General features: G+C 73.0%; 11 protein-coding genes. 7 read left to right on the top strand and 4 right to left on the bottom strand.

Features of this window, described 5'->3' with window-relative positions; genetic code table 11:
* Positions 1 to 139 precede the first annotated feature (139 nt).
* The 3 genes from AB0K92_RS11810 to nirD are packed head-to-tail and all read left to right on the top strand — an operon-like array spanning position 140 to position 4,319.
* Complete coding sequence (locus AB0K92_RS11810; protein ID WP_365921802.1) at positions 140 to 1,354, top strand: FAD-dependent oxidoreductase; 1,215 nt, start codon at positions 140 to 142, stop codon at positions 1,352 to 1,354.
* Positions 1,354 to 3,969: a nitrite reductase large subunit NirB gene (gene nirB, locus AB0K92_RS11805; protein WP_365921800.1), complete on the top strand. Its 2,616-nt coding sequence runs from the start codon at positions 1,354 to 1,356 to the stop codon at positions 3,967 to 3,969. Before AB0K92_RS11810 ends, nirB begins: the two co-directional genes overlap by 1 nt.
* Positions 3,966 to 4,319 (top strand): nitrite reductase small subunit NirD, encoded by a 354-nt coding sequence (gene nirD, locus AB0K92_RS11800; RefSeq protein ID WP_165998185.1) that lies wholly within the window; start codon positions 3,966 to 3,968, stop codon positions 4,317 to 4,319. Before nirB ends, nirD begins: the two co-directional genes overlap by 4 nt.
* Before the next feature lie 126 nt (positions 4,320 to 4,445).
* On the opposite strand, the gene AB0K92_RS11795 is transcribed toward nirD, so the two are convergent.
* Positions 4,446 to 5,114, bottom strand: coding sequence for a hypothetical protein (locus AB0K92_RS11795; protein WP_365921798.1), 669 nt, complete (start codon positions 5,112 to 5,114; stop codon positions 4,446 to 4,448).
* A 37-nt stretch (positions 5,115 to 5,151) separates the two neighbouring features.
* Complete coding sequence (locus AB0K92_RS11790) at positions 5,152 to 5,655, bottom strand: excalibur calcium-binding domain-containing protein (protein ID WP_365921796.1); 504 nt, start codon at positions 5,653 to 5,655, stop codon at positions 5,152 to 5,154.
* Between the two features lie 231 nt (positions 5,656 to 5,886).
* On the opposite strand from AB0K92_RS11790, the gene AB0K92_RS11785 reads away from it, so the two are divergent.
* Together AB0K92_RS11785 and AB0K92_RS11780 are read left to right on the top strand one after the other, a co-directional pair.
* Positions 5,887 to 7,044: an alkaline phosphatase PhoX gene (locus AB0K92_RS11785; protein ID WP_365921794.1), complete on the top strand. Its 1,158-nt coding sequence runs from the start codon at positions 5,887 to 5,889 to the stop codon at positions 7,042 to 7,044.
* Positions 7,045 to 7,200: 156 nt separating this feature from the next.
* Positions 7,201 to 8,148 carry a superoxide dismutase gene (locus AB0K92_RS11780; RefSeq protein ID WP_365921793.1) on the top strand — a complete coding sequence of 316 codons (948 nt, stop codon included), beginning with the start codon at positions 7,201 to 7,203 and terminating at the stop codon, positions 8,146 to 8,148.
* A 165-nt stretch (positions 8,149 to 8,313) separates the two neighbouring features.
* Here the strand turns inward: AB0K92_RS11780 and ppdK are convergent, their stop codons facing one another.
* Together ppdK and AB0K92_RS11770 are read right to left on the bottom strand one after the other, a co-directional pair.
* Positions 8,314 to 11,007, bottom strand: coding sequence for a pyruvate, phosphate dikinase (gene ppdK / locus AB0K92_RS11775; protein ID WP_365921849.1), 2,694 nt, complete (start codon positions 11,005 to 11,007; stop codon positions 8,314 to 8,316).
* Between the two features lie 570 nt (positions 11,008 to 11,577).
* Complete coding sequence (locus AB0K92_RS11770) at positions 11,578 to 12,804, bottom strand: ROK family protein (protein ID WP_365921791.1); 1,227 nt, start codon at positions 12,802 to 12,804, stop codon at positions 11,578 to 11,580.
* A 121-nt stretch (positions 12,805 to 12,925) separates the two neighbouring features.
* Between AB0K92_RS11770 and AB0K92_RS11765 the strand changes: the two genes are divergently transcribed.
* Positions 12,926 to 14,443 (top strand): hypothetical protein, encoded by a 1,518-nt coding sequence (locus AB0K92_RS11765; RefSeq protein ID WP_365921789.1) that lies wholly within the window; start codon positions 12,926 to 12,928, stop codon positions 14,441 to 14,443.
* Positions 14,440 to 16,392: a glycogen debranching N-terminal domain-containing protein gene (locus AB0K92_RS11760; protein ID WP_365921787.1), complete on the top strand. Its 1,953-nt coding sequence runs from the start codon at positions 14,440 to 14,442 to the stop codon at positions 16,390 to 16,392. The genes AB0K92_RS11765 and AB0K92_RS11760 overlap by 4 nt, the downstream gene beginning before the upstream one ends.
* Positions 16,393 to 16,548: the final 156 nt, after the last annotated feature.

Here is a 16,548-nt window from a genome sequence, read left to right as displayed (position 1 = left end):
AGCAGCAGCGGGTGGGGGCGCCGTCGGAGTCGCGACGGCGCCCCCTCACACCCACCCCCCACCCCCGCTGAGGGCAGAGTTCCCCGCGTGAAACAGACGTGATGCCGCCGGGTAACACCCGCACCGCACGCTCGGGAACATGACCTCGAATTCGCGTGTGGTGGTGATCGGCGCCGGCCTCGCGGGCGTACGGCTCGCCCGGCGGCTCGGTGAGCTCGGCACGCCCGCGCTGCTGATCGGCGAGGAGGAGCACCGTCCGTACAACCGGGTGCTGCTCGCCGAGGTGCTGGCCGGCCGCTACAGCCCCGATGTGATCGCCCTCCCGGCACCCGCGGAACTGACGCGTGCCCGGGTCACCGGCATCGACCGCGTCGGCCGCACCCTGCGCTGCGCGGACGGCTCGGAGATCGCATACGACACGCTGGTCCTGGCCACCGGCTCCAACCCGGTGCTGCCGCCGCTGCGCGGACTGTTCACCCCGGACCACGAGCTGCCCGAGGGTGTCCACGCCTTCCGCACCATGGACGACTGCCTGGGCCTGTCCAAGGCGGTCCGGCCGGGTGTGCGGGCGGTCGTCATCGGCGGCGGGCTGCTCGGGGTCTCCGCGGCCCGCGCGCTCGCGCTGCGCGGCGCGCAGGTCGTGCTCGCCCAGCAGGCCGAGCGGCTGATGGAGCGCCAGCTGGACCCGGCCGCCTCGAAGCTGGTCCGGCGCCACCTCGTCGACCTCGGGGTCGAGGTGCACACCGAGTGCCGGGTGCGGGACGTGCGCGTGGCCGGCGGCGCGGTCCGCTCGGTGGAGCTGGCCGACGGCTACGCCCTCGACGCCGACCTCGTCGTCCTGGCCTGCGGGGTCCGCCCGCGCGCCGGCCTCGCCGAGGACGCGGGGCTCGCCGTGCGCAAGGGCGTCCTGGTCGACGACGAGCTGCGCACCTCCGACCCGCACATCCGCGCGATCGGGGACTGCGCCCAGCACGACGGGACCGTGTACGGCCTGGCCGCGCCCGCCCTGGAGCAGGCCGACGTGCTCGCCGCCCTGCTCACGGGCAGCGGCACCGCCCGCTACACCGGCACCCGCTCCCTGACCCGCCTCACCCTCTCCGGTCAGATCCCCTTCGACCTCGCCGCGTTCGGCGAGACGCAGCCCCGCCCCGGCGACGACGTCGTGCAGCTCGCCGACGCCACCCGCGGCACCTACCGCAAGGTCGTCGTCCGCGACGACCGCCTGGTCGGCGGGGTCCTCGTCGGCGAACTCGGCACCGTCGGCGCGCTCGCCCGCGCCTGGGAGGGAGCAGAGCCGCTCCCCTCGGACGGCGGCCCCCTGCTCCACCTGCTCACCAACGACGGAGGCTCCTGATGACCGCCACCCAAGGGGCTACCCCCACGATCCTGCTCGTCGGCCACGGCATGGTCGGCCAGCGCTTCCTGGAGGCGCTCGCCGCGCGCGGCCTGACCGCCACGCACCGCGTGGTGGTGCTCTGCGAGGAGCCGCGCCCCGCCTACGACCGCGTCGCGCTCACCTCGTACTTCTCGGGCAGGACGCCGGACGACCTCTCCCTGACCGACGAGGAGTTCATCAAGGACCACGGGATCGAGCTGCACATCGGCGACCCGGCCGAGACGATCGACCGGGAGGCGCGCAAGGTCACCGCCCGCTCCGGGCTGGTCGTCGACTACGACGTGCTGGTGCTGGCCACCGGCTCGTACCCGTTCGTGCCGCCGGTGCCGAACAAGGACGCGACCGGCTGCTTCGTCTACCGCACGATCGAGGACCTGCTGGCGATCGAGGAGTACGCGAGGACGCGGGCGACGACCGGCGCGGTGGTCGGCGGCGGTCTGCTCGGCCTGGAGGCCGCCGGCGCGCTCAAGGGCCTCGGCGTCGACACCCACATCGTGGAGTTCGCGCCGCGGCTGATGCCGGTGCAGGTCGACGAGGGCGGCGGCGCGGCGCTGCTGCGCACCATCGAGGACATGGGCCTGTCCGTGCACACGGGCGTGGGCACCCAGGAGATCGTGACCGACGCCGCGGGCGCCGTGACCGGCATGAAGCTGTCCGACGGCTCGGAGCTGGCCACCGACATGGTGGTCTTCTCCGCCGGTGTCCGCCCCCGCGACCAGCTGGCCCGCGACTGCGGACTGGCGGTCGGCGAGCGCGGCGGCATCGCGGTCGACGAGCAGTGCCGTACGGTCACCGACCCGCACGTGTTCGCCATCGGCGAGTGCGCGCTGGCCGCGGACGGCCGGGTCTACGGTCTGGTCGCGCCCGGCTACGAGCAGGCGGAGACGGCGGCGGCGACGATCGCCGCGGACGAGGCGAGCTTCACCGGCGCGGACCTGTCCACCAAGCTGAAGCTGCTCGGCGTGGACGTGGCGTCCTTCGGCGACGCGCACGGCACGAGCGAGGACTGCCTCGACGTCGTCTACTCCGACTCCCGCTCGGGCCTGTACAAGAAGCTGGTCATCGGCCGCGACGGCACGCTGCTCGGCGGCATCCTGGTCGGCGACGCGGAGGCGTACGGCACGCTGAAGGCGTTCACCGGCTCGGTCCCGCCCGTCTCGCCGGAGTCGCTGGTGCTGCCGGCCGGTGCGGGCGCGCCCGTCCAGCTCGGCCCGGCCGCGCTGCCGGACGACGCGATCATCTGCTCCTGCAACAACGTCCGCAAGGGCACGATCCGCGAGGCGGTCACCGAGCACCGGTGCACCACCGTGCCCGAGGTGAAGAAGTGCACCAAGGCCGGTACGACCTGCGGCAGCTGCGTCAAGGTGCTCGGCCAGCTGGTCGACGCCGAGCTGGAGGCCTCCGGCATCGAGGTCGACAAGGGCCTGTGCGGCTGCTTCGCGCAGACCCGCGAGGAGCTGTACGAGATCGTCCTCGCCCTGCGCGTCACCTCCTACCAGGACCTCCTGGACCGCTACGGCCGGGAGGGCGCGCGCGGCGGCGACGGCTGCGAGGTCTGCAAGCCGACGGTGGCGTCGATCATCGCCTCGCTGGCCCCGGCCATCGGCGCCGACGGCCATGTCCTGGAGGGCGAGCAGGCGGCGCTCCAGGACACCAACGACCACTTCCTGGCCAACCTCCAGAAGAACGGGTCGTACTCCGTCGTCCCTCGTATCCCCGGCGGTGAGATCGCCCCGGAGAAACTGATCGTGATCGGGGAGATCGCCCGGGACTTCGGCCTCTACACCAAGATCACCGGCGGTCAGCGGATCGACATGTTCGGCGCGCGCGTGGAGCAGCTGCCGTCGATCTGGGCCCGTCTGGTCGACGCCGGTTTCGAGTCCGGTCACGCCTACGGCAAGTCGCTGCGCACCGTGAAGTCCTGCGTCGGCCAGACCTGGTGCCGCTACGGCGTGCAGGACTCGGTGCGGATGGCGATCGACCTGGAGCTGCGCTACCGGGGGCTGCGCTCCCCGCACAAGCTGAAGGCGGCCGTCTCGGGCTGCGCCCGCGAGTGCGCGGAGGCCCAGTCGAAGGACTTCGGCGTGATCGCCACGTCCAGCGGCTGGAACCTGTACGTCGGCGGCAACGGCGGCGCGACGCCCCGCCACGCGGACCTGCTCGCCCAGGACCTGTCGGACGCCGAACTGATCCGCCTGATCGACCGTTTCCTGATGTTCTACATCCGCACGGCCGACCGCCTGGAGCGCACGAGCACCTGGCTGGAGCGCATCCCGGGCGGCCTGGACCACGTCCGTGACGTGGTCGTCCACGACTCCCTCGGCATCTGCGAGGAGCTGGAGAGCCTGATGGCCGCGCATGTCTCGCACTACCGCGACGAGTGGGCGGAGACCATCAACGACCCGGAGAAGCTGGCCCGGTTCGTGTCCTTCGTCAACGCGCCCGACACCCCCGACCCGGTGGTCGGTTTCGTGCCCGAGCGCGACCAGATGAAGCCGGACCTGCCGCTGCTGTCGATCGGTCTGCGACGCCCCGCCGACGACAACGTTCTGGAAGGAAGCGCCCAGCGATGACTCTGGCACCCGAGACGACCGACCTGAAAGTCCAGCTCCGGCTGGCGGACGACGAGTGGTTCACGGTCTGCGACCTGACCGTCCTGCTGCCGGGGCGCGGTGTGGCGGCCCTGCTGCCGGACGGCCGCCAGGTGGCCCTGTTCCGCGACCGCGGGGGCAACCTCTACGCGATCGACAACCGCGACCCGTTCACCGGCGCGGCCGTCCTCTCCCGCGGCCTGACGGGCAGCCGGCAGGGCCGCCCCTTCGTCGCCTCGCCCCTGCTGAAGCAGCGGTTCGACCTGGAGTCCGGGCAGTGCCTGGACGACGAGACCGTACGTGTGACGGCGTACGAGGTCCGGGCCGCCTGAGCCGCACGCCCCGGACCGCCGACCGCCACCGTCTCACCGGCCTGCCCTGCCCTGCCTCCGGCCGGTGAGACGGTGGCGGCGGCGTTCCCACGGCCGCGCCCGCCCGGCGGGTGGGGCGCCGCGCGTTCAGTGCTGGTTGACCGGCCAGACCGCGGCCGGATCACACCGGTCGGGGCAGGCCAGCAGGCAGACCTCGTTGCCGAGGAACAGGTTGTAGGTGTCGGCGCCGATGCTGTACGGCTGCTCGGGCAGCCCCGGCCGGACGGCGAACTCCACGCCCTCCGGCACCTGGCAGACGAACGCCAGCCGGGCCCCGCACGCACACCGGTACGACTCGGGGAACTGCGCCCACGACGGCTCGCCCCCCACCTTGAAGTCCGCCCGCTCCGGGCTGTCCTGGAAGGGAACCAGCCGCAGCGGCCGCGCGCACACGGCCGGCTCGGTCTCCGTCACCGCCTTCGCCTCCGGTCCCTGCATCAGCACCCGCCAGAAGGGGGCCGGATACGGCGGCTGGGGCGCCTCCCAGTACCGGGGCACGAGCCGCCCGCCGGCCACCGGCGGATCGGTCGCGTCGTTGTGCGCCCCGCAGTGGAAGACCAGCAGGTGATCCCCGCCGAACACCTCGACGTCCGCCGGCACGTCGAGCTGGAAGAACAAGGCCATCCGCGCCCCGCAGAAGCACTCCGGCCACCCCTGCCCCTCCTCCAGGTACGGCCGGCCCCCCACGGAGTGCCGCGCCGGCTGCTCGAGGGGCTCGTCCCCGACCTCCACCCGATAAGCGGGCAGCCCTCCCATCACTCCTCCTTCCGCCGCCGGCCGGCGCTGGCGAGGCTCAGGTGTCGCAGGCCACGCCGTCGCCGTCCCGGTCGAGGTGGGAAGCGTAGCCGGGCTCGCCGCGGTGGATGGGCGCGGCGCCGGCGGCGCGTACCGCGGTGCAGTTGGCGTAGTAGACGTCGGTGTCGCCGCCGCCGGAGGTGTCCGTGTCGCCGGAGGTGTCCGTGTCGCCGCCGCCCGCCTCCGCCGCGGGCCGGGCGGTCACGGTGCGCGTGACCCGGACGGTCTCGGTGGCGGTGACGGTCGGGGCGGGTTCGGCCTCCGGCGTCCGCGTCACCGTCGCGGTCGCCGTCACGGTCTCCTTGGGCCCCGGCGCGGCGGCCATCGGCTTCTGGCCGGTCGTGGTGTCCTCTCCGCCGGCGGCGCCCGCTCCGATGCCGAGGAGGAACGCCAGGGCGAGGGCCGGGAGCACATAGCGCTTGCGGGCCCACGCGGGGGCCGGAGGCGTGGCGTTCGGCGGCGGCGGCGGTGTCGTGTGCGGGTTCGTGTACGGGTTGGTCATCTCGTCCCCCCGGACGTCTGTTGCGTGAGGGGATGAACGTATGGCGTACCCGTGTGACGTATGACGCGTGTGTCCATTCCGTGACCTGTGACGCGAAGTGAGCTGGGGCGCCCGCCGCCCAGCCGTCATTGTCTGTCCATGGACAATCCATCCGGCGCCTCTAGGGTCCCGGATCGCGCGACCCCGTCACCGACCGGTGGCGGGGCGGACACGGCACCTCCTGGAGTGAGAGTGGAACGTCGTAGCCTTCTGCGTGCGGCCCTGATCGGCGGCTCCTCGGCCGCGCTCGGCGGAACGTTGTGGCGTGGGGCCGCGTACGCGGCGCCCGCGCAGCCCGGGACCGGCCCCTACGGGCCGCTCGGCGCGCCGGACGCCAACGGCATCAGACTTCCCAGCGGCTTCACCAGCCGGGTCATCGCCCGTTCCGGGCAGACGGTCCCCGGCACCTCGTACACCTGGCACAACGCCCCGGACGGCGGCGCCTGTTACGCCGACGGCACCGGCTGGATCTACGTCTCCAACTCGGAGATCAACCCGGGCGGCGGCGCGAGCGCCGTGAAGTTCTCCTCCACGGGTGCGATCACCGGCGCGTACCGGATCCTGTCCAACACCCGCACCAACTGCGCGGGCGGCAAGACCCCGTGGAACACCTGGCTGTCGTGCGAGGAGGTCGACCGCGGCTACGTCTACGAAACGGACCCCTGGGGCGCCAAGGCGGCCGTCCGCCGCGACGCGATGGGCCGCTTCAAGCACGAGGCCGCCGCAGCCGACCCGGTCCGCCAGGTCGTCTACATGACCGAGGACGTCTCCGACGGCTGCTTCTACCGCTTCCGCCCCACCACCTGGGGCAACCTCTCCTCCGGCACCCTGGAGGTGATGGTCGCCGGCTCCGGCACCTCCGGCCCGGTCACCTGGGCCCGCGTCCCCGACCCGACCGGCGCCACCGCGACCCGCAACCAGGTCTCCGGGGCCAAGCGCTTCAACGGCGGCGAGGGCTGCTACTACGCCGACGACACCTGCTGGTTCACCACCAAGGGCGACAACCGCGTCTGGCAGTACAACGCGGCCGCCCAGACCATCGAACTGGCCTACGACGACTCGCTCGTCACCTCCGGCACCGCCCCGCTGACCGGCGTCGACAACGTCACCGGCACCTCCTCCGGTGACCTCTACGTCGCCGAGGACGGCGGCAACATGGAGATCTGCGTCATCACCCCCGCCGACGTCATCGCGCCCTTCCTGCGCATCGACAACCAGTCCGGCTCGGAGATCACCGGCCCGGCGTTCTCCCCCGACGGCCGGCGCCTGTACTTCTCCAGTCAGCGCGGCACGACGGGCACCTCGTCCGGTGGAATCACGTACGAGGTGACGGGGCCGTTCCGCGCCTAGCCGCCCGGACGCGGGCAAGGTGGGACCCGGGAGAACCGGCATGGGCTGTCGACTTGCTGTCGGCTTCCCCGCATCGGTCGATCCGGCCGGCGCCCATGACGTTTCATCGAGTCCCGCCTTCCCTCGTACGCCTCACCCCTCTCGGAGGCCCCCACCATGACCCGGAACCGTCCCCGGCCGTCCCGCCGCGCGGTCCTCGGCGCCGCCGCCGTCACCGCGCTCACACCGGCCACCGCCGCCGCCACGGCCGGCGCCGCGACCCCGCGGCCCACCTGGCCGACCGAGTTCCCGCTGCCCGACGGCTGGCTCCCCGAAGGCATCACCATCGGCGCCCGGCCGTACGCCTACTTCGGCTCCCGCGCCCACGGCGGCATCCTCCGCACCGATCTGCGCACCGGCACGAGCAGAATCCTCCACCCCGGCGCGCCGGGCACCGCGTCCATCGGCCTGAAACTGGACCGGGACGGCCTGCTCTACGTGGCGGGCGGCGGCGCGGGCACGGCGCGGATCGTGGACGCGCACACCGGCGAACTCGTCCACACCTACCGACTGACCGCGCCCAGCGGGCAGTTCGTCAACGACGTGGTCCTGCACGAGGACCGCGCCTGGTTCACCGACTCCCGCGCGCCCGTCCTCTACGGCGTCCCGCGCCACGGCGTCGGCGAGGTACGCGAACTCCCCCTCACCGGCGCCTGGGAGCAGCTGCCCGACGTCATCAACGCCAACGGGATCGTCGCCACCCCCGACAACCGGGGCCTGATCGTCGTGAAGAGCACACCGGGCACGCTGTACCGGGTCTCCCTGCGGACGGGCAAGGCGGCCGAGATCGCCCTCGCCGGGCAGGACTCCGTCGTCAACGGCGACGGCCTGTACCGCGTCGGCCGCACGCTGTACGTCGTCCAGAACCGCCTGAACAAGGTCTCCGTCTGGCACCTGAACGCCACGAGCACCAGCGCCACCCTCACCGGCACGATCACCGACCCCCGCTTCGACGTCCCCACCACCGCCGCCCGCTACGGCAACCGCCTCTACCTGGTCAACGCCCGCTTCACCAGCCCGCAGACCCCGGAGACGACGTTCACCGCGGTGGCCGTGGACATCTGACCCCCGCGCCGGTCCGCCCGCCGTGACACCCCGGCCCCGCGCACACCGAAGGGGCGGCACCCCCGCACAGGGTGCCGCCCCCTCTTTCGGGAGGCCGGAGCCGCCGCCGATCGGTGAGGGTCGGGTGACAAGCGGCGGCTCCGGAGCTTCGAGGTCCGCGAAGGGCTAGCGGTGGTCGCTGCCCTCCGAGGTGGACGCCGCGCGGCCGGCCTCCAGGCGGGCGACCGGGATGCGGAACGGGGAGCAGGAGACGTAGTCCAGGCCCACCTCGTGGAAGAAGTGGACGGACTCCGGGTCGCCGCCGTGCTCGCCGCAGACGCCGAGCTTCAGGTCCGGGCGGGTCTCGCGGCCCGCCTTCGCCGCCGCGGCGACGAGGGAGCCGACGCCGTCCTTGTCGATCGTCTCGAACGGGCTGACGCCGAAGATGCCCTTCTCCAGGTACGCGGTGAAGAACGAAGCCTCCACGTCGTCGCGGCTGAAGCCCCACACCGTCTGCGTCAGGTCGTTGGTGCCGAAGGAGAAGAACTCCGCCGCCTCCGCGATCTGGCCCGCCGTGAGCGCGGCGCGCGGCAGCTCGATCATCGTGCCGATCGCGAGCTTCAGCTCGGTGCCGGTGGCCTCCTGGACCTCCGCGATGACCTGGTCGGCCTCGTCGCGGACGATCTCCAGCTCCTGGACGGTGCCGACGAGCGGGATCATGATCTCGGCGCGCGGGTCGCCCTTGGCCGCCTTGCGCTCGGCCGCGGCCTCGGCGATCGCCCGTACCTGCATGGTGAACAGGCCGGGGATGACCAGGCCGAGGCGTACGCCGCGCAGGCCCAGCATCGGGTTCTGCTCGTGCAGGCGGTGCACGGCCTGCAGCAGCCGCAGCTCGTTCTCGTGCGACTCCTGGCGGGACTCCGCGAGGGCCACGCGGACCGACAGCTCCGTGATGTCGGGCAGGAACTCGTGCAGCGGCGGGTCGAGCAGGCGGACGGTGACCGGGAGGCCGTCCATCGCCTCGAACAGCTCGACGAAGTCCTGCTTCTGGAGCGGCAGCAGCTCCTTCAGCGACTCCTCGCGCTCCTCCTCGGTGTCGGCCAGGATCAGCCGCTCGACCAGCTCGCGCCGGTCGCCGAGGAACATGTGCTCGGTGCGGCACAGGCCGATGCCCTGGGCGCCGAAGCGGCGGGCGCGCAGCGCGTCCTCGGCGTTGTCGGCGTTGGCGCGCACCCGCAGGCGGCGCTTGCGGTCGGCGAAGGCCATGATGCGGTGGACGGCGGCCACCAGCTCGTCGGCGTCGTCGGCGCCGGCGTGCATCCGCCCCTCGAAGTACTCGACCACCGGGGAGGGCACGACCGGGACCTCACCGAGGTAGACCTTGCCGGTCGAGCCGTCGATGGAGATCAGGTCGCCTTCCTCGACGACCTGGCCGCCCGGCACCTTCATCCGGCGGCGCTTGGTGTCGACCTCCAGCTCCTCCGCGCCGCAGACACAGGTCTTGCCCATGCCGCGGGCGACCACGGCCGCGTGGGAGGTCTTGCCGCCGCGCGAGGTCAGGATGCCCTCGGCGGCGATCATGCCGTCCAGGTCGTCGGGGTTGGTCTCGCGGCGGATCAGGATGACCTTCTCGCCGGAGCGGGACCACTTCACCGCGGTGTAGGAGTCGAAGACCGCCTTGCCGACCGCCGCGCCCGGCGAGGCCGCGATGCCACGGGCGACCTGCTGGACCTGTGCCTTCTCGTCGAAGCGCGGGAACATCAGCTGGGCGAGCTGGGCGCCGGTGACGCGCTGCAGCGCCTCCGCCTCGTCGATCAGGCCCTGGTCGACCAGCTGGGTGGCGATGCGGAACGCGGCGGCCGCGGTGCGCTTGCCGACGCGGGTCTGGAGCATCCACAGCTTGCCGCGCTCGATGGTGAACTCGATGTCACAGAGATCCTTGTAGTGGTTCTCCAGGGTCTCCATGATCTGCATGAGCTGGTCGTACGACTTCTTGTCGATCTTCTCCAGCTCCGCCAGCGGGACGGTGTTGCGGATGCCCGCCACCACGTCCTCGCCCTGGGCGTTCTGGAGGTAGTCGCCGTAGACGCCCTGGTGGCCGGAGGCGGGGTCGCGGGTGAAGGCGACGCCGGTGCCGGAGTCGGGGCCGAGGTTGCCGAAGACCATGGAGCAGACGTTGACCGCGGTGCCGAGGTCGTGCGGGATGCGCTCCTGGCGGCGGTAGAGCTTGGCGCGGTCGCCGTTCCAGGAGTCGAAGACCGCCTTGATGGCGAGGTCCATCTGCTCGCGCGGGTCCTGCGGGAAGTCCCGGCCCGCCTCCTTCTTGACGATCTTCTTGAAGGCGGTGACGAGCTTCTTCAGGTCGGCGGCCTCCAGCTCGGTGTCGACCGTGACGCCCTTGGCCTCCTTGGCCTTCTCCAGCGCGTCCTCGAAGAGGTCGCCGTCGACGCCGAGGACGGTCTTGCCGAACATCTGGATGAGGCGGCGGTAGGAGTCCCAGGCGAACCGCTCGTCGCCGGCCTGCTGGGCGAGGCCCTGCACCGACTTGTCGGACAGCCCGATGTTGAGGACGGTGTCCATCATGCCCGGCATGGAGAACTTGGCGCCGGAGCGGACCGACACGAGGAGCGGGTTGTCGGCCTGGCCGAGCTTCTTGCCCATCCGCTGTTCCAGCGCTTCGAGGTGCGCACTCACCTCGTCACGCAGTGCCGCCGGCTCCTCGCCGCTCTCCAGGTAGACCTTGCAGGCCTCCGTGGTGATGGTGAAGCCGGGCGGTACGGGAAGGCCGAGGTTGGTCATCTCGGCGAGGTTCGCGCCCTTGCCGCCGAGGAGGTCCTTGAGGTCCTTGTTGCCCTCCGTGAAGTCGTAGACGAACTTCACGCCCTCAACGCTGCCGGCCGGCGCGGCTGCCTGCTGATCTTTGTTTTCCGACACGGGTCTCGACTCCTCGAGGACGCGGTGGCTGCCCTGACGGCGAGGAACATACCCAGATCGAAGGCTGCTGGGTACGTCCACTTGCGCGTCATGCGCCTGTAACCACTCGTCCGCCAGCGGATCGAAAGTCAAGGCTTGGTAAGCCGCCGACGGATCATGTTTTCACTTCTTGAACACAGCAACGCTGGTAGACCGGTTTTTGTGCTCAGATGAGCGGACTCCAGCACGCTTGATTTCGGTCGCTGAACGATCAAAGGGTGGCACTGAGTGCCACCCTTTGGAGAAGTGCAGTCGCCCATGATCCGCTCATGTGAGCGCAACCCTTATCAAGGGTGGCGAGAATCACGCTGCCACGACCTGCCGGATTTCACCATCCGGACGCGCCCCGAGACGGGAATCCGGCCCGGAACCCGGCCGTCACGTCCGGCCGTCACGCCGGCCGCTTGACGGGGCCGGCCCTCCCCTCTCACAACCCCCCTCAGCCCCTCAAGACCCCCTCAGGCCCTCAAGGCCCCTTCAGACCCCCATCGCCCGCAGCCGCTCCTCCACCCGCTCCGGCGCGTACAGGTGCTCCACGACCAACGCGCCGGCCCCCACCAGCCCCGCCCGCTCCCCCAGCCGCGAGGTGACGACCTCCAGCCGGGCGGTGGAGCGCGGCAGCGCCCGCTGGTACAGCAGCTCCCGCACCCCCGTGAGGAAGGGGGTGCCGGCCAGATCCCCGGCGATCATCAGCACGCCGGGGTTCAGCAGGGTCACCACCGTCGCCAGGACGTCACCGACCCGGCGCCCGGCCTCCCGCGCCAGCCCCACCGCCTCCGGATGCCCCGCCGCCAGCAGGTCGCGCACATCCGAGCCGGACGCCGCCGGCACCCCGCTCTCGGCGAGCCGGCGGGCCACGGCGCCGCCGCTGGCGACGGCGGCCAGACAGCCGTAGGAACCGCACCGGCACAGCGCGCCGGAGCCCTCCGGCACCCGGATGTGGCCGATGTCCCCGGCGCCGCCGTCGATGCCCCGGTAGACCGAGCCGTCGACCACGACCCCGGCGCCGATGCCGGTGGAGACCTTCACCAGGACGAACGCCGAGCAGTCCGGGTACGCGGTGCGCTGCTCGCCGTAGGCCATCAGGTTGGCGTCGTTGTCGACCAGCACCGGCACCCCGGCGGCGCCCGTGTGCTCGGTGAAGGCGCGGGCGAGGCGGCCCCGTATGTCGTAGCCGTCCCAGCCGGGCATGATGGGCGGCTGGACGACCCGGCCGGTGCCGTTGTCCACCGGGCCCGGCACGGCCAGGCCGATGCCGCAGACCTCCTCGGCGCGGTGTCCGGCCTTCTCCAGCAACTCGGCGAACCAGCGGCCGAGTTCGCCGAGGACCGCGTCGGGGCCGTCCTCGACGACGAGGGTGCCGGAGTGTTCGGCGTGGATCTCGCCGGTCAACGACAGCACGGCGGCGCGCGCGTGACGGGTGTCCAGGTCGGCGGCGAGGACCACCGCGTGCGCGTCGTCGAACTCCAGGGTGATGGAGGGACGGCCGCCCAGCGGGGAGTCGACCGGCCCGCCGGCCCCCTCGCGCAGCCAGCCCGCGCGGAACAGCCGGTCCAGCCGCTGGCCGACGGTGGCCCGGGACAACCCGGTGACCTGCTGGAGCGCGCCCCGTGTCGTCGCCCGGCCACTGCGCACCAGTTCGAGCAGGTCGCCGGCGCTCGCCTGGCCCGCGCCCTTTCCGGTCCTTCCCGGCCGTCCGCTCATGCGCACCCCCTTGTGTTTCTCAAGCCTGCATTACATATTGAGTTTTGCGTGTTAAATAGACGTAACTCTACGGTGGCCCCGACCGAACCGGTCGGGCCGGACGCCTTTCGGGGAGCCCCGAGTGGATCGCACTGCCCAACTGCCCGTGCCCGGCGCGGACCGCGCCACCGCATACGATCCGCCCCACACGCCGCACAGCCCGCCGCCCGGTCCGCCGCACAGCCCGCCGCCCGGTCCGCCGCACAGCCCGCCCCACAGCCCACCGCTCGGTCCGCCGCTCAGCCCTCCGCCGCACGACCCGGAGGCCCTGCACGCCGGAGCCGTCCGGGTGCTGGAGGCGAACTGGACGGGCACCTCCACCGTTCCCTCGCGCGGCCTGTACCCCCACCAGTGGTCCTGGGACTCCGCGTTCATCGCGATCGGCCTGCGCCACCTGTCGCCGTTACGGGCGCAGACGGAGCTGGAGACACTGCTCGCCGCGCAGTGGGGCGACGGGCGCATCCCGCACATCGTCTTCAACCCCTCCGTGCCGCTCGACGCCTACTTCCCGAGCCCCGACTTCTGGCGCTCCTCCACCGCCGGGCGCACCGCGGGCGCCCCGCGCACCGTACAGACCTCGGGGATCGTGCAGCCACCGGTGCACGCGCTGGCCGCCTGGCTGGTGCACCGCGCCGACCCCGTGCTGTCCCGGGCGCGCACCTTCCTCGCCAGGGTGTATCCGCGGCTGGCCGCCTGGCACCGCTATCTGCTGCACCGGCGCGACCTGGGCGGCGCGGGCCTCGCCTCGGTCGTCCACCCGTGGGAGCAGGGCATGGACAACAGCCCCTGCTGGGACGCCCCGCTCGCCCGCGTCACCCCCGCCCCCGCCCGCTCCTTCCGCCGCGCCGACCTCGACCACGGCGCCGCCGAGGACCGTCCGACGGACCTGGACTACGGCCGCTATGTGCGCCTCGCGGCCGACTACCGGGACCGCGGGTACGCCGACGGCCCCGGCGACTTCGCCGTCGAGGACCCCGCGTTCAACGCCCTGCTCATCGCCTCCGAGCACGCGCTCGCCCGGATCGCCCGCGAACTGGGCGCCACCGGCACGGCCCGCCACACCCGCGCGGAACGGCTGACGGGAGCGCTCGTCGAACGCCTGTACTGCGCTGAGGCGGGGATGTTCCTCTGCCGGGACGTGCGCGCCGGCCGGCTCATCCCCGAGCGCGGCGTGTCCGGCCTGATCCCGCTGCTGCTGCCCTCGCTCCCCCGCCCGGTCGCCCGGGCCCTGGTGCGCACCCTCACCGGCCCGCACTTCGGCCTCGGCGACACCACCCGCCTGGTGCCCAGCTACGACCTGCTCGGCGAGTCCTTCGACCGGCACCGGTACTGGCGCGGCCCGGCCTGGTTCAACACCGGCTGGCTGGTGGAGCGGGGGCTGCGCAGACACGGGGAGCGGGAGCGGGCGGACGCGCTGCGCACGGCGCTCCTCGACCTCGCGGACGCCTCCGGATTCGCGGAGTACGTCGACCCGTACACCGGCGAGGCCTGTGGTGCGACCGGCTTCGGCTGGACCGCCGCGCTCGCCCTGGACCTGTCGCAGGACCGGCACGACCAGATCACCGCCAGCAGTGACCTCAGGGGAGGGGACCGGGGATGACGGACCGGCATCATCCGCTCGTGCACGGCGGGACGTACGCCGCCGTGGGCGACGGCGGCGACATCAACGGGGTACGGGCCGGCGGCGCGGGCCGCCACGGCCTGCCCGACGGGCTCTTCGTGCGCGACGCCCGGCACTTGAGCCGGTGGCAGCTCACCGTCGACGGCGCGGTCCCGGAGACGCTGTCCCCGGTGGCCGGCGGGGACACCGCGCGCTGTGTGCGCGTCCCGCGCGGCGGACGGCAGGAGCCGCCCGCGTACACGGTGTTCCGGGAACAGGCCGTCGGCGACAGCTCGTTCGTGGAGCGGCTGCGGGTGACCAGCAACCGCCCGGTGCCGACCACGGTCCGGCTCGCCATCACCGCCGACGCCGACTTCACCGACCAGTTCGAGCTGCGCTCCGACCACCGCACGTACCCCAAGCCGGGGGTGGTGCGCCGCCGTCAGGTCCTGTCGCACGGGCTGGAGTTCACCTATCAGCGCGGCGAGTGGCGGTCGTGTACGACGGTCACCGCGGAGCCCGCCCCGGACGCCGTCGAGGAGACCGGCACCGGCGCCCGGCGCCTGGTGTGGACCCTCGCGCTGGAGCCGCACGGCACCGCGGAGCTGACCGTGCGGGTGGTGGCCCGCCCGCACGGTGAGCGGCGGACGCTGCGGGTGCCCAGCTCTCCCGCCGGGCTGAGCGAGCAGCGGCAGGCCCGCGAGGACGGCTTCATGGAGGGCGTGGCCTTCCCGACCGGCTGGCCGGAGCTGGCGGCGGCCTGCGCCCGCGGGCTCGCCGACCTGGCCTCCCTCCGGATCCCGGCGACCGGCCCCGACGGCGAGGACCTGCGCGTGCCCGCGGGCGGCGCGCCCTGGTTCCTGGCGCTGCTGGGCCGGGACGCCCTGCTCACCGCCCTGTTCGCGCTGCCGTACCGGCCGCAGCTGGCCGCCCACACCCTGCCCGCGCTCGCCGCGACCCAGGCCGCGGAGACGCACCCCGGTTCGGTGGCGCAGCCCGGCAAGATCGTGCACGAGGTGCGGTACGGGGAGCTGGCCCACTTCGGTCAGGTGCCGTTCGGCCGCTACTACGGCTCGGTGGACGCCACCCCGCTCTTCCTGGTGCTGCTCGGCGCGTACGTCGAGCAGACCGGCGACACGGCCATGGCCCGCCGCCTCGAACCGCACGCCCGCGCGGCGGTCGGCTGGATGCTGGACCACGGCGGGCTGACCTCGCGCGGCTATCTCGTCTACCGCGCCGACCGGGGCGGCCTGGCCAACCAGAACTGGAAGGACTCCCCCGGCGCGATCTGCTGGGCCGACGGCACCCGCCCGACCGGCCCGGTGATGGCGGCGGGCGCGCAGGGGTACGCGTACGACGCCCTGCGCCGCACCGCGCACCTGGCCCGCACGGTGTGGTCGGACGAGACGTACGCCGCGCTGCTGGAGCAGGCCGCCGGGGATCTGCGGGACCGGTTCCAGCGGGACTTCTGGATGCCGGAGCGGTCCTTCCCGGCGCTCGCGCTGGACGGCGAGGGCCGCCAGGTGGACGCGCTCGCCTCGGACGCCGGGCATCTGCTGTGGTCGGGGCTGCTGGACAAGGAGTACGGGGAGGTCGTCGGCCGGCGTCTGGTCGAGCCGGACTTCTTCTCCGGCTGGGGGGTGCGCACGCTGGCGGCCGGGCAGCCGGCGTACCACCCGCTGTCGTACCACCGCGGGTCGGTGTGGCCGCACGACAACGCGCTGATCGCGCTGGGGCTTGCGCGGTACGGGCTGCATGACGAGGCGCGGACGGTGGCGGGCGCGCTGGTGGACGCGGCGGGGGCCTTCGGCGACCGGCTGCCGGAGGTGCTGGCGGGGTACGACCGCGGCACGCACGGGGAGCCTGTGCCGTATCCGCACGCGTGTGTGCGGGAGTCTCGGTCCGCTGCGGCGCCGCTTGCGTTGCTCACCGCCGTCGGGGGCGCCTGAGCGGAGGGGTGGTCGGGTCGGCGGGCGGCTGCGGGTCCGTGAGGGCCGGTCGCGCCCACGCGGCGAGCCGCATGTCGACAGAGCCCCGCGCCCCTCGGGAAGTCGTCCGCGCTCCGATTGAACAGTGCGCGGGGTCGGGCCGTACCTCTTGGTGGC

It is taken from the genome of Streptomyces sp. NPDC052687 (assembly GCF_040678395.1).
Lineage (GTDB): Bacteria > Actinomycetota > Actinomycetes > Streptomycetales > Streptomycetaceae > Streptomyces.
This window is presented reverse-complemented; position numbering and strand designations above follow the sequence as displayed.

Coding starts and splice junctions, on each gene's coding strand:
- AB0K92_RS11810 (WP_365921802.1), top strand. CDS start 140: ATGACCTCGAATTCGCGTGTGGTGGTGATCGGCGCCGGCCTCGCGGGC.
- nirB (WP_365921800.1), top strand. CDS start 1,354: ATGACCGCCACCCAAGGGGCTACCCCCACGATCCTGCTCGTCGGCCAC.
- nirD (WP_165998185.1), top strand. CDS start 3,966: ATGACTCTGGCACCCGAGACGACCGACCTGAAAGTCCAGCTCCGGCTG.
- AB0K92_RS11795 (WP_365921798.1), bottom strand. CDS start 5,114: ATGGGAGGGCTGCCCGCTTATCGGGTGGAGGTCGGGGACGAGCCCCTC.
- AB0K92_RS11790 (WP_365921796.1), bottom strand. CDS start 5,655: ATGACCAACCCGTACACGAACCCGCACACGACACCGCCGCCGCCGCCG.
- AB0K92_RS11780 (WP_365921793.1), top strand. CDS start 7,201: ATGACCCGGAACCGTCCCCGGCCGTCCCGCCGCGCGGTCCTCGGCGCC.
- AB0K92_RS11770 (WP_365921791.1), bottom strand. CDS start 12,804: ATGAGCGGACGGCCGGGAAGGACCGGAAAGGGCGCGGGCCAGGCGAGC.
- AB0K92_RS11760 (WP_365921787.1), top strand. CDS start 14,440: ATGACGGACCGGCATCATCCGCTCGTGCACGGCGGGACGTACGCCGCC.